Source organism: Streptomyces subrutilus, assembly GCF_008704535.1.
In the GTDB taxonomy this organism is placed as follows: domain Bacteria; phylum Actinomycetota; class Actinomycetes; order Streptomycetales; family Streptomycetaceae; genus Streptomyces; species Streptomyces subrutilus.
In genome coordinates this window covers 880,427-899,112 of sequence record NZ_CP023701.1, presented here as the reverse complement: position 1 = coordinate 899,112, position 18,686 = coordinate 880,427, and the positions used below count along the sequence as shown (strand labels likewise).

Below are 18,686 nucleotides of genomic sequence, written 5' to 3'. Positions count from 1 at the left end.
GTCCTCGGCGCTACGGGCACGTCCACACGCAGCCACACGCATCCACACGACCCAGCGGTCCGCCCGGGCTCCCGCCCGCAACGGCGGCTCCGGCCGGCTCCCGCGCCGTGTGACGCGGCGGACCGGCGGGAGCTCACCGCCATGCTGCGACGTGTCCCGGCGCCGCGCATCCCGCGGGAGGCCATCCGGCGGCCCGGAGCGGCGCGGCGCCCCGGCCCGCGTCCGTACGGGCGCCCCGGTCCCGTACGGACGCGGCAGCGCCCCTCAGCTCTCCGCCAGCACGATCAGCGCGTCCTGCGCGGTGAAGCGGATCCGCCGCCGCTTGTCCGGGTTGAGCCACACGCCGTGATCGGGTCCGGTGCCCGCCGCAGCGCGCACCCGGTACCCGACCGCGCACTCGCCGCGGCGCCGGGCCGACTCGACGACCGTGGCGAAGGAGACCTGCCGGTCCACCCGGACGTAGTCCGCGACCGGCTTAAGGTAGAGCTCGCTGCCGTCCGCCCGGAACAGCTCCTCGAACACGTCGGCCAGATAGCCGCTCTCCGATATCTGGGTCATCAGCAGGCTGATCAGCTGGCCGCTCACGATGAAATCGGCGCCGTCCCGGGCGGGCGCCAGCAGCCGGTTGCCGTCGTCGGACATCTCGGTGGTCAGTGCGAGCTCCCGGTGCGCGGCCTCCCCGATGGCCCGCAGGTGCAGCAGCGTGACCAGCGTCCGGTCGTCGGTCTCGGACTCCGAGCCGGTCGCGGCCGACGGGCCGGGCCCCAGGGCCGGCGCGGCCGTGGGACCGCGGCCCGTCTCGCCGACGACGATCACGCCGTCGTACGACGGCACGTCCAGCTTGTCCAGCACCTGCGGATCGGTGATGTCCCCGCTGTGGAAGGCCACTTCGAGCCGCTGGAGGTCTGCCGCGACCTCGGGGACGCCGCGGGCCGCGCCGTCGTCGTCGAGGGCTACGACGTCCAGGGTGGTCCCGGGGGGCACGTACCCGTCGAGCTGCTCCACGACGAGCGGAGCGCGCCGGTTCCAGCCCAGCAGGAGCAGCCGCTCGGCGACCGCGGGCGCCGGCCCGGCCGTGACGACGGCGTCCTCTTCCACACAGGAGGCGGCGTCGGCGACGACGACCGCGTCGTCGTCCCCGGCGATGACGACGATCCGGTCGCACCCGTCGATGGGCGTGGCCGGATCGGGATTGAGCGACACCCCGCCGTCCGCATGCAGCAGCCCCACCACCGAGGACGTGGTGAACGACAGCAGGCTCTCGCCGAAGGTGCGGCCCGCGAGCGGGCCCGCGTCGGTCGTGTAGAACTCGTCGCCGTCGAAGTCCAGCAGCTCCTGGTACACGAGCGAGAGCCCGGGCTGCCGGGCCGTCTGCACCAGCAGCCGGGCGACGATGTCGTCCACGCACAGCACGTGCGCGCCCGGTCCGGCGGCGAGCCGCGCGGTGACGTGGTTGCGGGTGTCGCGCACGGCCGCCACGACCACCGCCGTGCCGCCGATCTCGGGGACCGCGGCGTTCAGGGCGAGCAGCGTCTTCACCACGAGGGCGTCGCCGGCGTCCCCGTCCGGGGGCAGGACGAACACGGCCTTCGCGGTCTGCGGGCTCACCCGGGCGAGCACCATCGGGTCGGTCGTGTGGCCGTTGCGGCAGATGATCCGCGTGGTGCGGGTGTCGTGCATGCGGGTGGCGATCTCGTCCTCCATCTCCACCTTGTCCTTGGGCGCGAGCACGGCGACGGTCGCCCGCCGCTGGTTGGCGTTGGCCGCCACCAGCTCCCCGACCACGGGAAAGATCTGGTCGGACCACCCCAGGACCACGGTGTGCCGGGACTCCATCACCGTCGAGTGGCCCAGGCGCAGCGACATGATGCGCCCGTTGATCCCGGTGGTGATCAGGCTGACCAGCGTCGACACGAACAGCAGGGCCACCAGCGCGAGCGCGACCGACGCCACCACGTACACCGGCGACCCGACCGCGCCCCCGATCTTCAACGTCTGCCCGACGCTCACCCACACCGCGGTGAGACGGCCGGAGAGGCTGGTCGGCGCGGTGCGGTCGGCCCACACGAGCACCGCGCTCGCCGGGATCACCACGATCAGGCAGGCCAGCGAGAGCCAGCCGACGAGCGCTGCGGTGCCGCCCGCCACCACGTTGTCGAACCTGTACCTGAGCCGCAGCCGGAAGGACGTCGTGTGCTGCTGCGCCACGCTAGCTCCCGAGCCTGAGACGACGCGCCGGTGGGGACGGGGGACGGCTGCCCGCAGCCCCCGGCCCCACGTTAGGGAGCGGCGTGCGGGCGGGCCCGGGAAGTGCCACCGGCTCACCCAGAGGTATGAACGTGCCGCGAAGAGGCATGAACGGGCCGCGCACCGGACCGGCCGGTGTGCGGCCTGTGGCCTGCGGCGCGATGCGGCTCAAGTCGAGCGTGGTGCGCACGGTCTGAACCCGGCCGCGTCCCGGCGGTGCGGGGCCGGGGGCGGCGGGGGGCGCCGTTGCGTCCTGCCATTTCACGCCAACTCTCCGCGGTCGCCGGAGGGTTGTGCGGCATCTGACCTAAATTCTACGGGGCCCGTCCGATCGCCCCAGGAGGTCAGATTGCAGCACAGGCGCTTCCTCGCCCTCACCCGTGCGTTACGCCGGTCCCACCTGCTCATCGCCTTCGCCCTCGGTTCGCTGCTGATCGGCCTGACCCCGCTGCTCGGCGCCGCCACCTCGGCGGCGGCCGGCCGGGCGCCCGAGCCCCGGCCCGTGCCCGAACCCTTCGAGCAGCGGCCGGCCACCACGTCGCCGCACCACGGCGTGGCCCCGGCGAACGCGATGGAACCGGCGGCCCCGGTCCTCGACCGCGCCGGCTGGACGGCCACCGCGAGCGACGAGGAGACGGCCGGGGAGAACGGCCGCGCCGCCAACGTCCTCGACGGCAACGCCACCACCCTCTGGCACAGCAGATGGAGCGCTCCCGCGGCCCCGTTCCCGCACAGCATCACCATCGACACGCACCGCACCGCGGTGGTCTCCGCGCTCGTCTACCTGCCCCGGTCCGGCGTCGCCAACGGACGCGTCGGCGAGTACGCCGTGAGCCTCAGCACAGACGGCCGGAGCTGGGGCGACCCGGTGGCCACCGGCACCCTCGCCGACGACGGCAGCGCCAAGACCCTCGGCTTCGCCCCCCAGGGCGCCCGCTTCGTCCGGCTGACCGCCCTCACCGAGGCCGGCAACCGCGGGCCCTGGACGTCCGCCGCCGAGATCAACCTGCTGGGCGACCCCGGCACCCCGGCCGCCACCGTCGACCTGTCCCGCGCCGGCTGGACGGCCACCGCGAGCGACGAGGAGACGGCCGGGGAGAACGGCCGCGCCGCCAACGTCCTCGACGGCAACGCCACCACCCTCTGGCACAGCAGATGGAGCGCTCCCGCGGCCCCGTTCCCGCACAGCATCACCATCGACACGCACCGCACGACCGCCGTCTCCGCGCTCGTCTACCACCCCCGGCCCGACGGGGCGAACGGCCGGGCCGGCGCCTACACCGTCACCACCAGCGCCGACGGCGCGACCTTCGGGGCGCCGGTCGCGACGGGCACCTGGCGCGACGACGACACCGTCAAGACCGCCACCTTCACCCGCACCGAGAACGCCCGCTTCGTACGGCTGACCGTCACCTCCGAGGCCGGCGGCCGCGGCCCGTGGACCTCGGCCGGCGAGATACGCCTGAGCGGACCGGCCGGCCCGGCCGTCCACGGCGCCTGGGACCGGATCACCGGCTTCCCGCTGGTGCCCGTGGCCACCGCCGTCCTGCCCGGTGACAAACTGCTGGCCTGGTCCGCCTACGCGGTCGACCGCTTCGGCGGCAGCAACGGCTACACCCAGACCGCGATCCTGGACCTGAAGACGGGCAAGGTCACCCAGCGCCGCATCGACAACACCGGCCACGACATGTTCTGCCCCGGCATCGCGATGCTCGCCGACGGCCGCGTCCTGGTCACCGGGGGCAGCAACGCGGAGAAGGCCAGCATCTACGACCCGGCCACCGACACCTGGTCCGCGACCACGAGCATGAACACCGCCCGCGGCTACCAGGCCATGACCCTGCTCTCCACCGGCGAGGCCTTCGTCCTCGGCGGCTCCTGGAGCGGGGCGGCCGGCGACAAGGCGGGCGAGGTCTGGTCACCGGACACCCGGACCTGGCGCAGGCTCCCGGGCGTCCCCGCGGCGCCGGCCCAGACGGCCGACCCGGCCGGCCCCTACCGCGCCGACAACCACATGTGGCTGCACGCCACCTCGGGCGGCAGGGTGCTGCAACTGGGCCCGAGCAGGCAGATGAACTGGATCACGACCAGCGGCGGCGGCAGCATCACCCCGGCCGGCCCACGCGCCGACAGCCCGGACGCGATGACCGGCAACGCGGTCGCCTACGACATCGGCAAGCTCCTCACCCTGGGCGGTTCGCCCGCCTACGAGAAGACCCCGGCCACCGGCCGCGCCTACACCGTGACCGTGTCGGGCGACCAGGTCCGGGCCGCCCGCACCGGCGACATGGAGCACGCCCGCGGCTTCGGCAACAGCGTCGTCCTGCCCGACGGCAAGGTGGCCGTCTTCGGCGGACAGGCCAACCCGGTGCCGTTCAGCGACGCGACCTCGGTCCTGACCCCCGAGCTCTGGGACCCCGCCACCGGGACCTTCAGCCCGCTCGCCACCATGGCCGTACCGCGCAACTACCACAGCGTGGCCAACCTGCTCCCCGACGGACGGGTCTTCTCCGGCGGCGGCGGCCTGTGCGGCGACTGCGCGACCAACCACCCCGACGGGGCCGTCTTCACCCCGCCGTACCTCCTCGACGCGGACGGATCGCCGAAACCGCGACCCGCCATCACCGCGGGCGTGCCCCCCAGGACCGCACCGGGCACCACGCTCGCGGTGAGCACCGACAAGCCGGTGGCGTCCTTCGTCCTCATGCGGGCCGCGGCCGCGACCCACTCCACCGACAACGACCAGCGCCGCGTCCCGCTCGCCTCCACGGCCACCGGAACCGGAACGTACGCGGTGTCCGTCCCCGCCGACCCCGGTGTGGTCCTGCCCGGCACCTACCTGCTCTTCGCCCTCGACGCCCAAGGGGTGCCGAGCAGGGGCGAGTTCGTCACGGTCTCCTGAGGCCGCGACGCGCGGTGCGGCGCCGGCCGGACGGCCGCCGCCGCACCGCGAGGTGACCGCACGGCCCGGGACAGGGTACGAAGGGCCGGTGAACGAACAGATCCCGACCGCGACCGTACGCGTGTTCATCGCCCTGGCCCCGCCCGACGACGCGAAGGAGGAGCTCGCCGCGGCGCTGCGCCCCGCCTACGCGGCGTACCCGCTCATGCGGTGGAACCGCATCGAGGACTGGCACGTCACCCTGGCCTTCCTCGGCGAGGTCCCGGTCGCCACCGTGCCCCTCCTGCGGCCCCCGCTGGCCGCCCTCGCGGCGTCGGGCCGGCCCGTACGCCTGGACCTGCGCGGCGGCGGGCACTTCGGCGAGCGGGTGCTGTGGAGCGGGATCGGCGGCGACCTCGAAGGGCTGCACCTGCTCGCCTCCGAGGTGCGCGCGGTGGTCAAGGAGTGCGGGATCCCCTTCGAGGACCGGCCGCTGCGCCCCCACCTGACGCTGGCCCGGGCCCGCCGCAACGACGCCGCCTCCGCCGTGGACGCCGCCGCCGGGCTCGCCGGGTTCACCGGCCGCCGGTGGTCCGCCGAGCGCCTGCACCTGGTCGGCAGCAACATCGGCCGCGGGCCGGGACCGATCCACTACCGCGACATCCAGGCCTGGCCCCTCGGCGCGGGGAGCGGCGGGGACGGCTGAGGCCCCGTCGGCCGCGTCCCCGCCGCCGGTCCGGCCCGGGCCGGGTCAGCCGCCGATGTACCGGGCCAGGTGCTCGCCGGTGAGGGTGGAACCGTCCGCGACCAGTCGGGCGGGCGTCCCCTCGAAGACGATCCGGCCGCCGTCGTGGCCGGCGCCCGGGCCCAGGTCGATGATCCAGTCGGCGTGCGCCATGACCGCCTGGTGGTGCTCGACCACGATCACCGACTTGCCCGAGTCCACGAGCCGGTCGAGCAGGCCGAGCAACTGCTCCACGTCCGCGAGGTGCAGGCCCGCCGTCGGCTCGTCGAGGACGTAGGTCCCGCCCTTCTCCGCCATGTGCGTGGCCAGCTTGAGCCGCTGCCGCTCACCGCCGGACAGCGTCGTCAGCGGCTGCCCGAGGCTCAGGTAGCCCAGCCCGACGTCGGCCAGCCGGACGAGGACGCGGTGCGCGGCCGGGGTGTGCGCCTCGCCGGAGCCGAAGAACTCCGCAGCCTCGGACACCGACATCGCGAGCACCTCGCTGATGTCGCGCCCGCCGAAGCGGTACTCCAGCACCGCCGCCTGGAACCGCTTCCCCTCGCACTCCTCGCACGGGGTGGCGACCCCGGCCATCATCGCCAGGTCGGTGTAGACGACGCCCGCGCCGTTGCACAGCGGACAGGCGCCCTCGGAGTTGGCGCTGAACAGTGCGGGCTTGACCCCGTTGGCCTTGGCGAAGGCCTTGCGGATCGGGTCGAGCAGGCCGGTGTACGTGGCCGGGTTGCTGCGGCGCGAGCCGCGGATCGGGCTCTGGTCGACCGAGACCACGTCGGCGCCGGCCGGGAGCGATCCGTGCACCAGCGAGCTCTTGCCGGAGCCGGCGACCCCGGTGACGACGACCAGCACGCCGAGCGGCACGTCCACGTCGACGTCGCGCAGGTTGTGCGTGGAGGCGCCGCGGATCTCCAGCGTGCCGGTCGGCTCGCGCACCGCGTCCTTGAGGGCGGCCCGGTCGTCGAAGTGGCGGCCCGTGACGGTGCCGCTCGACCGCAGCCCCTCGACGGTGCCCTCGAAACAGACGGTGCCGCCCGCCGACCCGGCTCCGGGGCCGAGGTCGACGACGTGGTCGGCGATCGCGATCGTCTCCGGCTTGTGCTCCACGACGAGCACCGTGTTGCCCTTGCCGCGCAGCCGCAGCAGCAGCTGGTTCATCCGCTGGACGTCGTGCGGGTGCAGGCCCGTGGTCGGCTCGTCGAAGACGTAGGTGACGTCGGTGAGCGAGGAGCCGAGGTGCCGGATCATCTTGACGCGCTGCGCCTCGCCCCCCGACAGCGTCCCCGACGCGCGGTCGAGGGAGAGGTAGCCCAGGCCGATCTCCACGAACGAGTCGAGGGTCTGGCGCAGCATCGCGAGGAGCGGCGCCGCCGACGGCTCGTCGATGCCGCGGATCCACGCGGCGAGATCGCTGATCTGCATCGCGCACGCGTCGGCGATGTTGATCTTCTCGATCCGTGAGGAGCGGGCCGCCTCGCTCAGCCGGGTGCCCGCGCACTCGGGGCAGGTGGTGAAGGTGACCGCCCGGTCCACGAACGCCCGGATGTGCGGCTGCATCGACTCCCTGTCCTTGGACAGGAACGACTTCTGGATCTTGGGGATGAGGCCCTCGTAGGTGAGGTTCACCCCCTCCACCTTCACCTTGGTCGGCTCGCGGTAGAGGAAGTCCTGCATCTCCTTCTTCGTGAACCGGCGGATCGGCTTGTCGGGGTCGAGGAAGCCCGACTCCGCGTAGAGCCGCGTGGTCCACCAGCTGTCCGACTTCCAGCCGGGGATGGTGAAGGCGCCCTCGGCGATCGACTTGGAGTCGTCGTAGAGCTGGGTCAGGTCGATGTCCGAGATGCTGCCCCGGCCCTCGCAGCGCGGACACATGCCGCCGATGCGGTTGAACGTCGCCTTCACGGTCCTGCTGGCGCCGCGCTCGACCGTGATCGCGCCGCTCGCCCGGACCGAGGGGACGTTGAAGGCGAACGCGCCCGGTGACCCGATGTGCGGCGTGCCGAGCCGGCTGAAGAGGATGCGCAGCATCGCGTGGACGTCGGTGGCGGTGCCGACCGTCGAGCGCGGGTCGGAGCCCATCCGCTGCTGGTCGACGATGATCGCGGTCGTCAGCCCTTCCAGCACGTCGACCTCGGGCCGGGCCAGTGTCGGCATGAAGCCCTGTACGAACGCGCTGTACGTCTCGTTGATCAGCCGCTGCGACTCCGCCGCGACCGTGCCGAACACCAGCGAGCTCTTGCCCGAGCCGGACACGCCCGTGAACACCGTCAGCCGACGCTTGGGGATCTCGACGCTGACGTCCTTGAGATTGTTCACGCGCGCGCCGTGCACCCGGATCAGGTCGTGGCCGTCGGCCTCCTCGGCGCCGGGCCCGTCCGCCGGGTCCCGGGGCCCGGGCGACTGCGTGTCCGTCCTCGTGGCCCTGCTCATCGTGTCTCCCTCTGTCGGGCTCGATCTGACCAGCTTCGAGCGGTACGTCCGATTCCGCTGCCCGGCTCGGGAGCGGCGACCACCGTATCCGCGCCGCCCCGCTCCGGAGGGCGCCTTCGGGCTCCGCCGGCCGGGGCGCAGGGGCCCGGGCCGGCGGAGCCGGGCTCAGAGGGCGCGCGGCTGGCTGAAGCGGATCATGTTGCCGGCCGGGTCGCGGAAGGCGCAGTCGCGGACGCCGTAGTGCTGGTCGATCGGTTCCTGGAGCACGTCGCCCCCGGCGGCGCGGACGCGCTCGAAGGCGGCGTCGCAGTCGTCGGTGGAGAAGACCACGCCGCGCAGCATGCCCTTGGCCAGGAGCTCCGCCACGGCCTCCTGGTCGGCGGCCGAGGCATCGGGGTGGGCGAGCGGCGGTTCGAGGACGATGCTCACCCCGGGCTGCGCGGGCGATCCGAGGGTCACCCAGCGCATGGCCTGGTGGCCGACGTCGTTGCGCACCTCCAGGCCGAGGGCGTCGCGGTAGAAGGCGAGCGCCTTGTCGTGGTCGTCGACGGCGATGAAGCACTGCGAGAGGTTGATGTCCATGTGCTTCACGCTACGGAGCGCGGAGGGGCGGAGGCTTCTCCATTCCTGACCGGTTGCGGGGCCGGGCCGGCGAAGGGCCAGCGACGGGCCGGGGGCCGTCCGCCCACGCGCCCGCTAGTAGGGCCCGTTGACGTTGTCGATCGAGCCGTAGCGGGCGGCCGCGTAGTTGCTCGCGGCGGTGATGTTGGCGACCGGGTCGTAGGAGTCCAGCGAGGTGCCCGGTACGTGGTAGGCCTTGAAGGTCGGGTCGATCACCTGGAGCAGCCCCTTGGAGGGGGTTCCGGCCGCGGCGTTGGAGTCCCAGTTGTTGATCGCCAGCGGATTGCCCGAGGATTCCCGCATCACGTTGCGCAGAATTCCGTTGTAGGAGCCGGGAATTCCGTGCTGGGCCATGACGGCCAGCGACTCGCGAATCCAGCCGTCCAGGTTGTCGGCATAGGCGGCGGTCGTGGCCTTGACGGCCGTCTGCGAGGCCGGGGCCGTGCCGAGCGTCAGCTTCAGACCGGGTCGGATGGACTCCGGGTTGTCGCCGACCGCGGTCCGGTTCGCGGCGTACAGCTGCTGCCAGCCGCCGGTGAGGGAATGGGCCGCGGCGATCGTGGAGAGGGTGTCGCCCGCGACGACGGAATAGGTGGCCGGAGCGGTGGTCTGCTCGGCGGCTCCGGCGCTGGTGGCGCCGACCAGGGGCAGCGCGAGGGCCGCGCCGCCGGTGCCGAGCAGGGCCAGTCTGCGGGTGAGCGAGCGGTGCTTCGGGCGGCGGTGCTTACCCTGTGCGGGCATGGCGGAATTCCTCACGTGGGGGGACGGGAGAGCCCCGGCGGCGGCCGGATTCGGCAGTCGGCCGCCGGGATGCAGGTGACCGTAGGCGAGGGCGCCCGGCGGGAACAAGACGCGAATTCCGCGGGGAGATCGACTTCCCGGATTCCGCCCGGGAAATGACCATGGAAGCCTCTGTGCGGCATTGTCGATTCCCTTTCCGGGGAAAGGGAATCGGCGGTCGGGCGGGACATGATGTTGAGTGCGTTCGCGTGACTCACATCACGGTTTGAATGCCGTGATCTCAATTCGGGCAAGTCGCCGCTCCACGGGTCTCATTCGGGCGACCTGGGCTTTGCTGGCGAATCACCCATAGGTGACCCTTTCCGGCGCCCGGATGTGCCCGGGACCACAGGTCGGCCCCGCCGCCGGACACCCCGCCGCCGCTCCTCCCGCACGTAAGGCCCGAACGGCGACGGGGCCCCGTACCGCCACCGGTGTCCCGTACTAGAATCCGGCGGAACGCCACCCGTCCGACGGCCGCGATCCGGCCGTCGGACGGGCTCCGCACCGCGCACCCCAGGGGCCGTCCGTGACCATCGAGCACCGCTACCGCCAGCCCGGAACGGTCCTCACCGACCACCGGTTCACCGTCCCGCTCGACCACGCCCGCCCGGACGGCGAGCAGATCGAGCTCTACGCCCGCGAGGTCGTCGGCGCCGGGCAGGACCCCGACGGCCTGCCCTGGCTGCTGTACCTCGAAGGCGGACCCGGCTTCGGCGCCCGCCGGTTCATCGGCCGGCAGGCCTGGCTGGAGCGGGCCCTGACCGAATACCGCGTCCTGCTCCTCGACCAGCGCGGGACCGGCCGCTCCACCCCCGCCGACCGGCAGACCCTGCCGCTGCGCGGCGGCCCGGCCGAACAGGCGGCCTACCTGGCCCACTTCCGGGCCGACTCGATCGTCCGCGACGCCGAGGCCATCCGCCCCGCGCTGACCGGCGGCGCGCCCTGGACCGTGCTCGGCCAGAGCTTCGGCGGCTTCTGCACCACCCGCTACCTGGGCGCCGCACCCGAGGGGCTCACCGCCGCGCTCGTCACCGGCGGCCTGCCCTCGCTCACCGCCACCGCCGAGGAGGTGTACGCGGCCGCGTACCCGCGCATGGAGCGCAAGACCCTCGCCCACTACGCCCGCTACCCGATGGACGTCGAACGCGCCCGCCGGATCGCCGCCCACCTCGCCGAGCGCCCGGCCGAACTCCCCGGCGGCCACCGGCTGACCGTCGAGGGCTTCCAGTCCCTCGGCATCCTCCTCGGCTCGGGTGACGGCAGCCACCAGCTGCACTACCTGCTGGAGGACGCCTTCGTCCCCACCCCCGCGGGCCCGGCCCTCTCCGACGGCTTCCTGGAGGAGGTCCGCTCCCTCCTCTCCTTCGCCGGACACCCGCTGTACGCCCTCCTGCACGAGGCCATCTACGCGCAGGACCCGGTCGCCCCCACCGGTTGGGCGGCCGACCGGGTGCGCGCCCGACACCCGCGCTTCGATGCCGCCGGGACCCTCGCGGGCGAGGAGCCCCTCCTCTTCACCGCGGAGAGCATCCACCCCTGGCACTTCACCACCGACCCGGCCCTCGCACCGCTGCGCGAGGCCGCCGGGCTGCTGGCCGCGCGCACCGGCTGGGAGCCGCTGTACGACCCCGCCCGGCTCGCCGCCAACGAGGTGCCGGTGGCCGCCGCCGTCTACCACGACGACCTCTACGTCGACACCGCGCACTCCCTGGAGACGGCCCGCGCGATCCGGGGCCTGCGGACCTGGGTGACCGACGAGTTCGAGCACGACGGCGTCCGAGCGGGCGGACCCCGCGTCCTGGACCGCCTGCTGGCCCTGGTGCGCGACCGGGCCTGAACGGGGACGAAGCCCGCCCGGGCCCGCGGCCCGGGGGGCGGGGCGCACGCGGACGGCGGCCCGCGCGGGCAGGGCCCGTGAGACGCGCTCCGGCCCGGCCCGGTGAGCCCCGCTCCGGGCCGCCGCGGCTGCGGGCGCCCCGGCCCGGACATCCCCTAAGGTGCCCGGTATGCCCGGTATGCCCGGTATGCCCGGATCACGTGATCAGCAGGAGCCCCTGCCGCCCATGCCGACCGACTGGCGGCGCGCCCTGGCCGTCGTCGCCCACCCCGACGACCTGGAGTACGGCGGGGCGGCCGCCGTCGCGGACTGGACGGACGGCGGCCGCGAGGTCGTCTACGTCCTCGCCACCCGCGGCGAGGCGGGCATCGACACCCTCGCCCCCGCCGAGTGCGCCCCGGTGCGCGAGGCCGAGCAGCGGGCCGGCGCCGCCGCCGTCGGGGTGTCCCGGGTGGAGTTCCTGGACCACCGCGACGGCGTCGTCGAGTACGGTCCGGACCTGCGCCGCGACATCGCCGCGGCCATCCGCCGGCACCGCCCCGAGCTGGTCGTCACGTTGAACCACCGCGACACCTGGGGCGGCGAGGGCGGCGGCGGTGCCTGGAACAGCCCCGACCACCAGGCCGTCGGCCGGGCCGTGCTGGACGCGGCCGCGGACGCCGGCAACCGGTGGATCTTTCCCGAACTCCTCGCCGAGCAGGGCCTGGAGCCGTGGAACGGGGTGCGCTGGGTCGCGGTGACGGGCACCACCACCCCGACGCACGCGGCCGACGCCGACCCGGGCATGGAACGCGCCGTACGGTCCCTCATGGAGCACAAGGCGTACCTCGCCGCGCTGACGGACCAGGACCCCGAGGAGTACGTACGCGGCTTCCTCACCGGATACGCGCAGCAGGCGGCGGCCCGCTTCGGCGGCCGTCCGGCGGTGCTGTTCGAGGTCTTCCCCCGCTGACCCGGTCCCCCTAAACTGACGATTCGTCAGATTGCAACGGGGGTCCGGACCACGTGATCGACACCACCAGCACGCGGATCGACGAGGGCGAGGAGCGGCTCCGGCTGGAGGTGGCGGACGACGGGCTCGCCGTCGTCACCCTCTGCCGGCCGGACCGGCTCAACGGCTGGAGCTGGGAGTCCACCCGGCAGCTCGGCCTCCTCGCGGACCGCATCCGCTTCGACCCCGCGGTGCGCGCGGTCCTGCTGCGGGCCGAGGGCCGGGCGTTCTGCGCGGGCATCGACGTCACCGCCCCCGGCGGCGCCATCACCGGCGCCACGCCCGCCGAGCGGACCCGCAACTACTACGAGGGCATCCGCTGGGTGCACGAGCGCTTCGCCGTCCTCGCCCGACTCCCGCAGCCGGTCGTGGCGGCCGTCCAGGGCTACTGCCTCGGCTTCGGCTTCGAACTGGCCCTGATGGCCGACGTGCGGATCGCCGCCGAAGGCGCCGTGTTCGCCCTGCCCGAAGCGCGACTGGGCGTCGCCGTGGACGCGGGCGGCGACCTCCGCATCGCCCGCGAGGCCGGCGCGGGATGGGCCAAGTACCTGGCCCTGACCGGCCGCCGCATCGACGCCGCGACGGCGCTGCGCCTGAACCTGCTGCAACTGGTCGTGCCGGAAGCCGAGTTGGACGCGACCGCGCGCGCCCTGGCCGCGGAGATCGCGGCCAACGCACCGCTCGCCGTCCAGGGCATCAAGCGCGCGGTCGACGCCTACGCCGACGCGGCCCTCCCCGCGGCCCTGGACCGCGTCGCGATGACCGCGGCCCTCACCCTCACCTCGGAGGACTGCCGCGAGGGATACGGCGCGAAGGCCGCCCGCCGTCCACCCCACTTCACCGGAGGCTGACCGACACCGGTGATGGCACCGGCGCCGACACCGGCACTGCCACCGGCACCGTCTCACCGGTGGCGCGCCGCACCCGCTCAGCCGTCGAACGCGCCGCGCCCCAACTGCTCGCGCACCGGGACGACCTCGGGGTTGACCAGAGCCCGGCGCTGCCAGTTCGCCCCGTCGACCACCAGGGTGTGGCCGGTGACGAACCGGGCGTAGGGCGACGCCAGGAAGGTGGCGGCCCAGCCCAGCTCGCGCGGGACGCCCACGCGCAGCGCGGGCTGCCGCGCGTCCCTGGCGTCGGGCGCGGCCCGCTCCAGGCCGTCCCGCACGTCCTCGGTCATGTCGGCGTGCGGGAACAGGCCCGGCACCAGGCCGTTCACCTGGATCCCGTACGGCCCCCACTCGACGGCCAGCGTCTCCACCAGGTTCTTCACCCCGGCCTTGGCGGCGGCGCTGTGGGCGAAGCCCGGCCCGCCCGTCCAGGCGTACGAGGCGCCGATGTTCACGATCGACCCCGGGGTGCCCTCGGCCAGATGGCGCCGGGCGAACTCCCGCGTCATGAACCAGGTGCCGGTCAGGGTGATGTCGACCACCGCCCGCCAGGCGTTCGGCGACAGGTCCTCGGCGGGGGAGGGGAAGTTGGCCGCCGCGTTGTTCACCAGGACGTCCGGCAGGCCGTGCGCGGCCCGCGCCGCGTCGAAGACCTCCGCGACCCGCTCGGGGTCCCGGATGTCGCAGACCGCGGCCGTCACCCGGCCCGCGCCGGGGACGGCCGCCAGCTCCTCGCGGGCCGCCTTCAGCCGCTGCGGCCGCCGGCCGGCGATCACCAGGTCGGCGCCGAGCCGCGCGAACTCCGCCGCGATGGCCTTGCCCAACCCGGAGCCGCCGCCGGTCACGAGCACCACCCGGCCCGCGTACGTACCGGCGGGCAGGGCGGCGGCGCCGAGCGGCGGTGGCGCGGGCAGCCCGCGCGGAGCGTTGTCCGTCATGGGCCATCGATAGCGCGCGCACGCCGAGATGACCAGTCCCGCAACGCGATCCGGTCCGGGCCGCCCGCGGCGGACCGGCGCCGGGGGTCGGGCCGCGGACTTTCCCGCTTCGGGTTCGCGCGGTGTCCGCCGGGGTTAGGGTCGGGGCAGCCCGTGCCGGTACGGGGTGCGCGGGTGAGGCCCGGTGCCCGGCGCGCCCTGCGGGCAGTACCTACGGGTCGCCACAACCTCCGGGCCCGCGGGTTGCCACCCGTTTGCCGGGTGGGCGGGGTCGGTACGGGGGGAAGGCTGGTGGGGTGAACGGCATGGACGCACGGTGGCGGGTGTACGGCGGTCGGGACGACGTGCTGGACGAGCAGGTACCGGGACACGCGTACGTGGACCTGGTGGACGGCCCGCTCGACGGCCGGCTCCTCGACGTCACGGACTGGCGGGACGAGGACCGGGCCGAGGGCTCCCTCCTGGTCACCGACCGCGGCCTCTACGGCGTCGGCGGCCGCGCCTACTACGCCCCGGACGACACACATGTCCGCGGGCCGTTCCGCTGGCGCGGCGACACCCCCTGACCGCCCGCGCCCGCGGCTCGACAGGGGCTCACGGCGACGATGCCCGAGTCGTCCACGGACGGAACCGCCGGTAGACCTGGCGGTACCCCAGGCCGGCCCCTACGCGCTGCCCGGCTTCCCCCTCAAGCACCCTCGGCCCTGACGGCCGCGCGTCGTAGCGGACCCGGGAAGTGAATCCGTCGGCGGGTCCGGACGGCCCCGCCGACAGCGGGTGCCACGCTTCCTCGGCACGCAGAAGGCCCCAAGACCCGCTGCGGCCGTCTCCTCGCCGAGGCCCCGGCACCGGACCGGACGCGACCCCCGCCCACTGCCTCCTCGCGGGACTGCCGGGTCGTGGACGGGCTGCCGCTTCGGTCGTGCGCGAAGGAGCCGAGCACGGGGTGGTTGCTCAGTCGACCGGGTGGCACTCGCTGGGCAGGCTCCAGCACGCCCCACCTGCCCCCACCGGGAGAGCTGCGGATGACTTCTGACCCGCACGCGCTCTGCTTCGACGCGCACGACCCGCTCCGCCCGCAGGCTCGCCTGGGCGAAGCCGTTTCCCCCTGTCACCACCGCTCCCGCGCACCGGCAGCGGGCCGCACCGGCCAGGAGCGCGGGGCGCGCGCCCTGCCGGGCGGCATCGGGGCAGGGGTGTGGCCGGCTCTACGCTGCCGCGGCGAACAGCTCAGAAGTCGCCGAGAGCGCGGCGTCGGCCATGGCGCGGGTGGGCCGGACGATCAGCCCGTCGGCCACCGCCTGCACCTCCAGAGCCCGGCGTGCCTCCGCGGCCGCCGCCACGACGGCCAGCTGCGCGCCTGTGGAACGGCACATGCGGTGGGTTCGTACGACCGTGCTCACCGCCGCGGTACTCAGCGGCGCGTCCGAGAGTTCCAGCACGACCGGTGCGGACCGGTGGGCGGCGAGGTACCCGTCGATCGCCCAAGCGGCCGCGGCCCGGCCGTCGATGTCCAGATCGGAGCGCAGCGGGATGACCAGCACACCGCTCTCGGTCACGTTGAAGGGCACCACGGACACTCCTCGTCTTCACGACCACACGACTGGGTAGCGTGCACATGCCCGCCTCCCGGACCGATATGCGCCCTCTTTTGGGGCCAGTGCCAGGGCCAGTGCCAGGGCCAGGGCCGCCGACGGTGGCGTCCCGTAATTCCGGCGGCGCCCCTAGACGGCCCCCGCAGCCCGTTTGCCCCGTGGATCTTCGCAACTTCGGGGTATGCGGGCGGGCATGACAGCCAAGCGCGAACTCCTCACCTCCTTGCGGACCGCACGCCAGCTGCGCCGCGTCCGCACCCACTACACGGCCGGAGCCCTGCTGTGGGCAACCGCTGCGGCCTGGACGGGGTGGCTGAATCCGGGAGGTCGCCAGATGTGGGTCTGCACCCTCCTGCTCGCCCTGTTCACCGTCCTGTTGGCCACAGCCGCCCACCAGCTTCGCCGTCTGCCGCCCACCACGCCTCCCACACACCACGCCGCGCCCCGACGACCGCTCGCCCCTCGCCAGGCGAACGCCTGAACCCGAAGGTCCCACCGCTCCGTACCCCTACTGCCCCGCAACGGGTGAGTTCGCCGGTCACGCGCGGGCCGCGCGTCCGATCGGCGTCCGTGCTCCAGGGCCCGTGGTGCCCGACGCCTTCCGGATGGGCCGCGGCACACGCGTGGATCAGTACGCGGCCGACGGACTTCGACAAGGCCCGTGCACCCGGCGTCCGGAGCGCGAGACGGGGCCGCACCGGACCGCGTACGGACGGGCCGGCCTGGGCGGGGGAGTGCATGGCGGGGAGGCCGATGCTGCTGAAGGCGTCCGGCGTGGTGGCTGCACAGGTCGGAAGCGGCTCCGGCTCAACTCGTGTGGCGCCGGCCCGAAGCAAGAGCGTCGGCGAGCCGTGCCACCGGATCGCCCGTGACGTGATGTGCGGAGCGTCCGGTCGGCCAGGTCGAGATTCCGTCGTCCACCCACCTCGGAACGACGTGGACGTGCAGGTGGGGCACTGACTGCTCCGATCCCGGGCCGCTGGCGCTGAGGATGTTCACGCCCGAGGCCTTCAAGGCGGTCCGCGCCGCCTCCGCAACACGCTGGACCAATGCCGTCACCGCGGCGAGGACGTCGGGCGGGGTCTCAAAGACATCCGCGTAATGGAGCGTGGGAACCACCAGAGTGTGCCCCGGTGCCAGCGGGTTCAACGGAGTGAAGGCACAGGCCACCGGACCACGAGCCACCCAGCTCGCGGTGCCTTCACGGAGGAGCCCGCAGAAAATGCAGTCCATGCGGCCACCCTGCCAGATGCGGGATGTCTATCGCCAACAAGTTCGAGATCTGGTGCAGACGGCCCGAGACGGCCCACAACGTCACAGAAGTCGTGCCAGAACCGAAACCCACCTGCACGGCCGATGTGGCCGTGTCCGACGCCTCCACCCCGTCCACCCCGCCCTGCTCGGACCGGTGGTGGTGTGCCGGCGACACGCCGATTCATCGGACGGCATGTCCGTCCCACAGCGGACCGCCGGCCAGTTCCAGCACCTCGGCCACGACCGCGACGAAGAGCGTCGCATCCCCGGCGATCGCCTGCGGGGCAGCTTCGGACAACGCGCGGTGCATCCCGGGGTCGGCCGCGGCCAGCCGCCGCGACAACCACTTGCCTCCGCCGAGCCAGTGCCCACCGGCCAGAAGGGCCGACTCCGAGGCACGCTGCAGCATGTGCGCGACCAGGTAGACCCGCTCTGCGGGGTCCGCGCAGCCGCGCAGGTCGTCGAGCAGGTCGGTCAGGACGTACCGCTGGTGGTCGCGCTCACGGTCCGAGAGCGGTGGAGGGCCCGCGGCCCAACGCTGTCGCGCCTCGTCCTGGAGCGAGGCACCCAGCCCGTCCGTGTCCACGAGGAGCATGCCGTGAGCACACATGGCGAGGAGCGGCGAACTCCGCTGCGCGGTCTCCCGGTCGGCGAAGCCGTGCCAGACAGCCTCCGTCTGGACGAACAGCTCCACCGGCCAGCCCTGATACACCAGGTTCTCCCGGCTGGGGGCGGGCGGCCCGTCCAGGAGAACCACGATGTCCAGATCAGACGTGGGCGTCCGGTGGTCGGTCAGCACGCTGCCGGCGAGGAAGGCCGCCCGAGCGTTGGGATATCGGTCCCGCACCAGTTCGCGGGCGGTGAGCACGGGGTCATCCATGATCGCAGCGTACGTGCCGGCACCGGTTCCTCAGGAGGTGCATCGCACCGAACCGGATGCCCCTACCTCTGATCACCTTTCGTGTGTTCTGCAGGCACCGAATGATGCCGAGATACCACGTGTGTGTCTCCGTGGGCGGGGCAAGCGTGGGGCATGAACTCACTTGTCGTGTTGGCCTCGGGGTTGGCCCAGGACAGAAGACCGGATGGGCCTCCGTGGTTCAAGTGGGCCTTCCTGGCGGTGTGGGTCGCACTCGCTCCATGGATCCTCTACAAGCTGCATCAAGGGGGCTACTTCAAGAGGCGCCGCTGACGGGCCGTGCCCTCGGATTTCGAGCACCTCTGTGCGGTGCGTGCGTCAGGTAGCTGACGGTGAAGGTGCTCGACTCGCCTTCGTCGTCGATCGGGGGTACGCGGCGGGTGACGGTGCGTCCGTCCGCGGACAGGGTGCGGTCGGCCACGCCGGTGGCCGGACCGGACCGTCCTCCGGTCGCCGGGCGGGGCGGGGGAGGTGCGTCGGGCGGCGGTAGCCGGTGAGCCGGTCGCTCGCGCGGCCGCGGTGACGATCGGGCCCGTGGCGCGCCGAGGCCGAGACCGGCAC

Annotated in this window: 15 protein-coding genes; 7 read left to right on the top strand and 8 right to left on the bottom strand. The window is 73.7% G+C overall.

Translation table 11 applies throughout. The features are described 5' to 3' along the window. Window positions 1-264: 264 nt before the first annotated feature. Complete coding sequence (locus CP968_RS03905) at window positions 265-2,208, bottom strand: CASTOR/POLLUX-related putative ion channel (RefSeq protein ID WP_150516649.1); 1,944 nt, start codon at window positions 2,206-2,208, stop codon at window positions 265-267. Window positions 2,209-2,596: 388 nt separating this feature from the next. Here CP968_RS03905 and CP968_RS03900 point away from each other — a divergent pair, with 388 nt between their 5' ends. Both CP968_RS03900 and thpR read left to right on the top strand, forming a co-directional pair. Further along, window positions 2,597-5,149, top strand: coding sequence for a galactose oxidase family protein (locus CP968_RS03900; protein WP_229886279.1), 2,553 nt, complete (start codon window positions 2,597-2,599; stop codon window positions 5,147-5,149). A gap of 88 nt (window positions 5,150-5,237) precedes the next feature. After that, complete coding sequence (thpR, locus tag CP968_RS03895) at window positions 5,238-5,834, top strand: RNA 2',3'-cyclic phosphodiesterase (RefSeq protein ID WP_150516648.1); 597 nt, start codon at window positions 5,238-5,240, stop codon at window positions 5,832-5,834. Window positions 5,835-5,879: 45 nt separating this feature from the next. Here the strand turns inward: thpR and CP968_RS03890 are convergent, their stop codons facing one another. The 3 genes from CP968_RS03890 to CP968_RS03880 all read right to left on the bottom strand — a co-directional run bounded on the left by CP968_RS03890 (window position 5,880) and on the right by CP968_RS03880 (window position 9,659). Next, window positions 5,880-8,297, bottom strand: coding sequence for an ATP-binding cassette domain-containing protein (locus tag CP968_RS03890; protein ID WP_150516647.1), 2,418 nt, complete (start codon window positions 8,295-8,297; stop codon window positions 5,880-5,882). 165 nt (window positions 8,298-8,462) lie between these two features. Further along, a complete protein-coding gene (locus CP968_RS03885) occupies window positions 8,463-8,879 on the bottom strand; it encodes a VOC family protein (RefSeq protein WP_150516646.1) in 417 nt (138 codons plus the stop codon). A 114-nt stretch (window positions 8,880-8,993) separates the two neighbouring features. Next, window positions 8,994-9,659, bottom strand: a complete 666-nt coding sequence (locus CP968_RS03880; protein ID WP_150516645.1) for a LysM peptidoglycan-binding domain-containing protein — start codon at window positions 9,657-9,659, stop codon at window positions 8,994-8,996. A 574-nt stretch (window positions 9,660-10,233) separates the two neighbouring features. Between CP968_RS03880 and CP968_RS03875 the strand changes: the two genes are divergently transcribed. From CP968_RS03875 to CP968_RS03865, 3 genes are all read left to right on the top strand, one after another. After that, entirely contained in the window at window positions 10,234-11,538 is a 1,305-nt protein-coding gene (locus tag CP968_RS03875; protein ID WP_150521698.1) for an alpha/beta fold hydrolase, read from the top strand. A 187-nt stretch (window positions 11,539-11,725) separates the two neighbouring features. Beyond that, the gene (locus CP968_RS03870) at window positions 11,726-12,490 is read left to right on the top strand and encodes a PIG-L deacetylase family protein (RefSeq protein WP_150521697.1); all 765 of its coding nucleotides are present in this window, start codon (window positions 11,726-11,728) and stop codon (window positions 12,488-12,490) included. 53 nt (window positions 12,491-12,543) lie between these two features. Then, entirely contained in the window at window positions 12,544-13,380 is an 837-nt protein-coding gene (locus tag CP968_RS03865; protein ID WP_150516644.1) for an enoyl-CoA hydratase/isomerase family protein, read from the top strand. A 77-nt stretch (window positions 13,381-13,457) separates the two neighbouring features. Here the strand turns inward: CP968_RS03865 and CP968_RS03860 are convergent, their stop codons facing one another. Next, window positions 13,458-14,357 carry an SDR family oxidoreductase gene (locus CP968_RS03860; protein WP_150516643.1) on the bottom strand — a complete coding sequence of 300 codons (900 nt, stop codon included), beginning with the start codon at window positions 14,355-14,357 and terminating at the stop codon, window positions 13,458-13,460. Between the two features lie 305 nt (window positions 14,358-14,662). Here CP968_RS03860 and CP968_RS03855 point away from each other — a divergent pair, with 305 nt between their 5' ends. Beyond that, window positions 14,663-14,923 (top strand): hypothetical protein, encoded by a 261-nt coding sequence (locus CP968_RS03855; protein WP_150516642.1) that lies wholly within the window; start codon window positions 14,663-14,665, stop codon window positions 14,921-14,923. Between the two features lie 642 nt (window positions 14,924-15,565). Here the strand turns inward: CP968_RS03855 and CP968_RS03850 are convergent. Beyond that, window positions 15,566-15,928 (bottom strand): STAS domain-containing protein, encoded by a 363-nt coding sequence (locus CP968_RS03850; protein WP_150516641.1) that lies wholly within the window; start codon window positions 15,926-15,928, stop codon window positions 15,566-15,568. 217 nt (window positions 15,929-16,145) lie between these two features. Between CP968_RS03850 and CP968_RS03845 the strand changes: the two genes are divergently transcribed. Next, window positions 16,146-16,433: a hypothetical protein gene (locus tag CP968_RS03845; protein ID WP_150516640.1), complete on the top strand. Its 288-nt coding sequence runs from the start codon at window positions 16,146-16,148 to the stop codon at window positions 16,431-16,433. A 326-nt stretch (window positions 16,434-16,759) separates the two neighbouring features. On the opposite strand, the gene CP968_RS03840 is transcribed toward CP968_RS03845, so the two are convergent. Both CP968_RS03840 and CP968_RS03835 read right to left on the bottom strand, forming a co-directional pair. Beyond that, a complete protein-coding gene (locus CP968_RS03840; RefSeq protein ID WP_150516639.1) occupies window positions 16,760-17,185 on the bottom strand; it encodes an HIT family protein in 426 nt (141 codons plus the stop codon). A 202-nt stretch (window positions 17,186-17,387) separates the two neighbouring features. After that, window positions 17,388-18,086 (bottom strand): nucleotidyltransferase domain-containing protein, encoded by a 699-nt coding sequence (locus CP968_RS03835; RefSeq protein ID WP_150516638.1) that lies wholly within the window; start codon window positions 18,084-18,086, stop codon window positions 17,388-17,390. Window positions 18,087-18,686 lie beyond the last annotated feature (600 nt).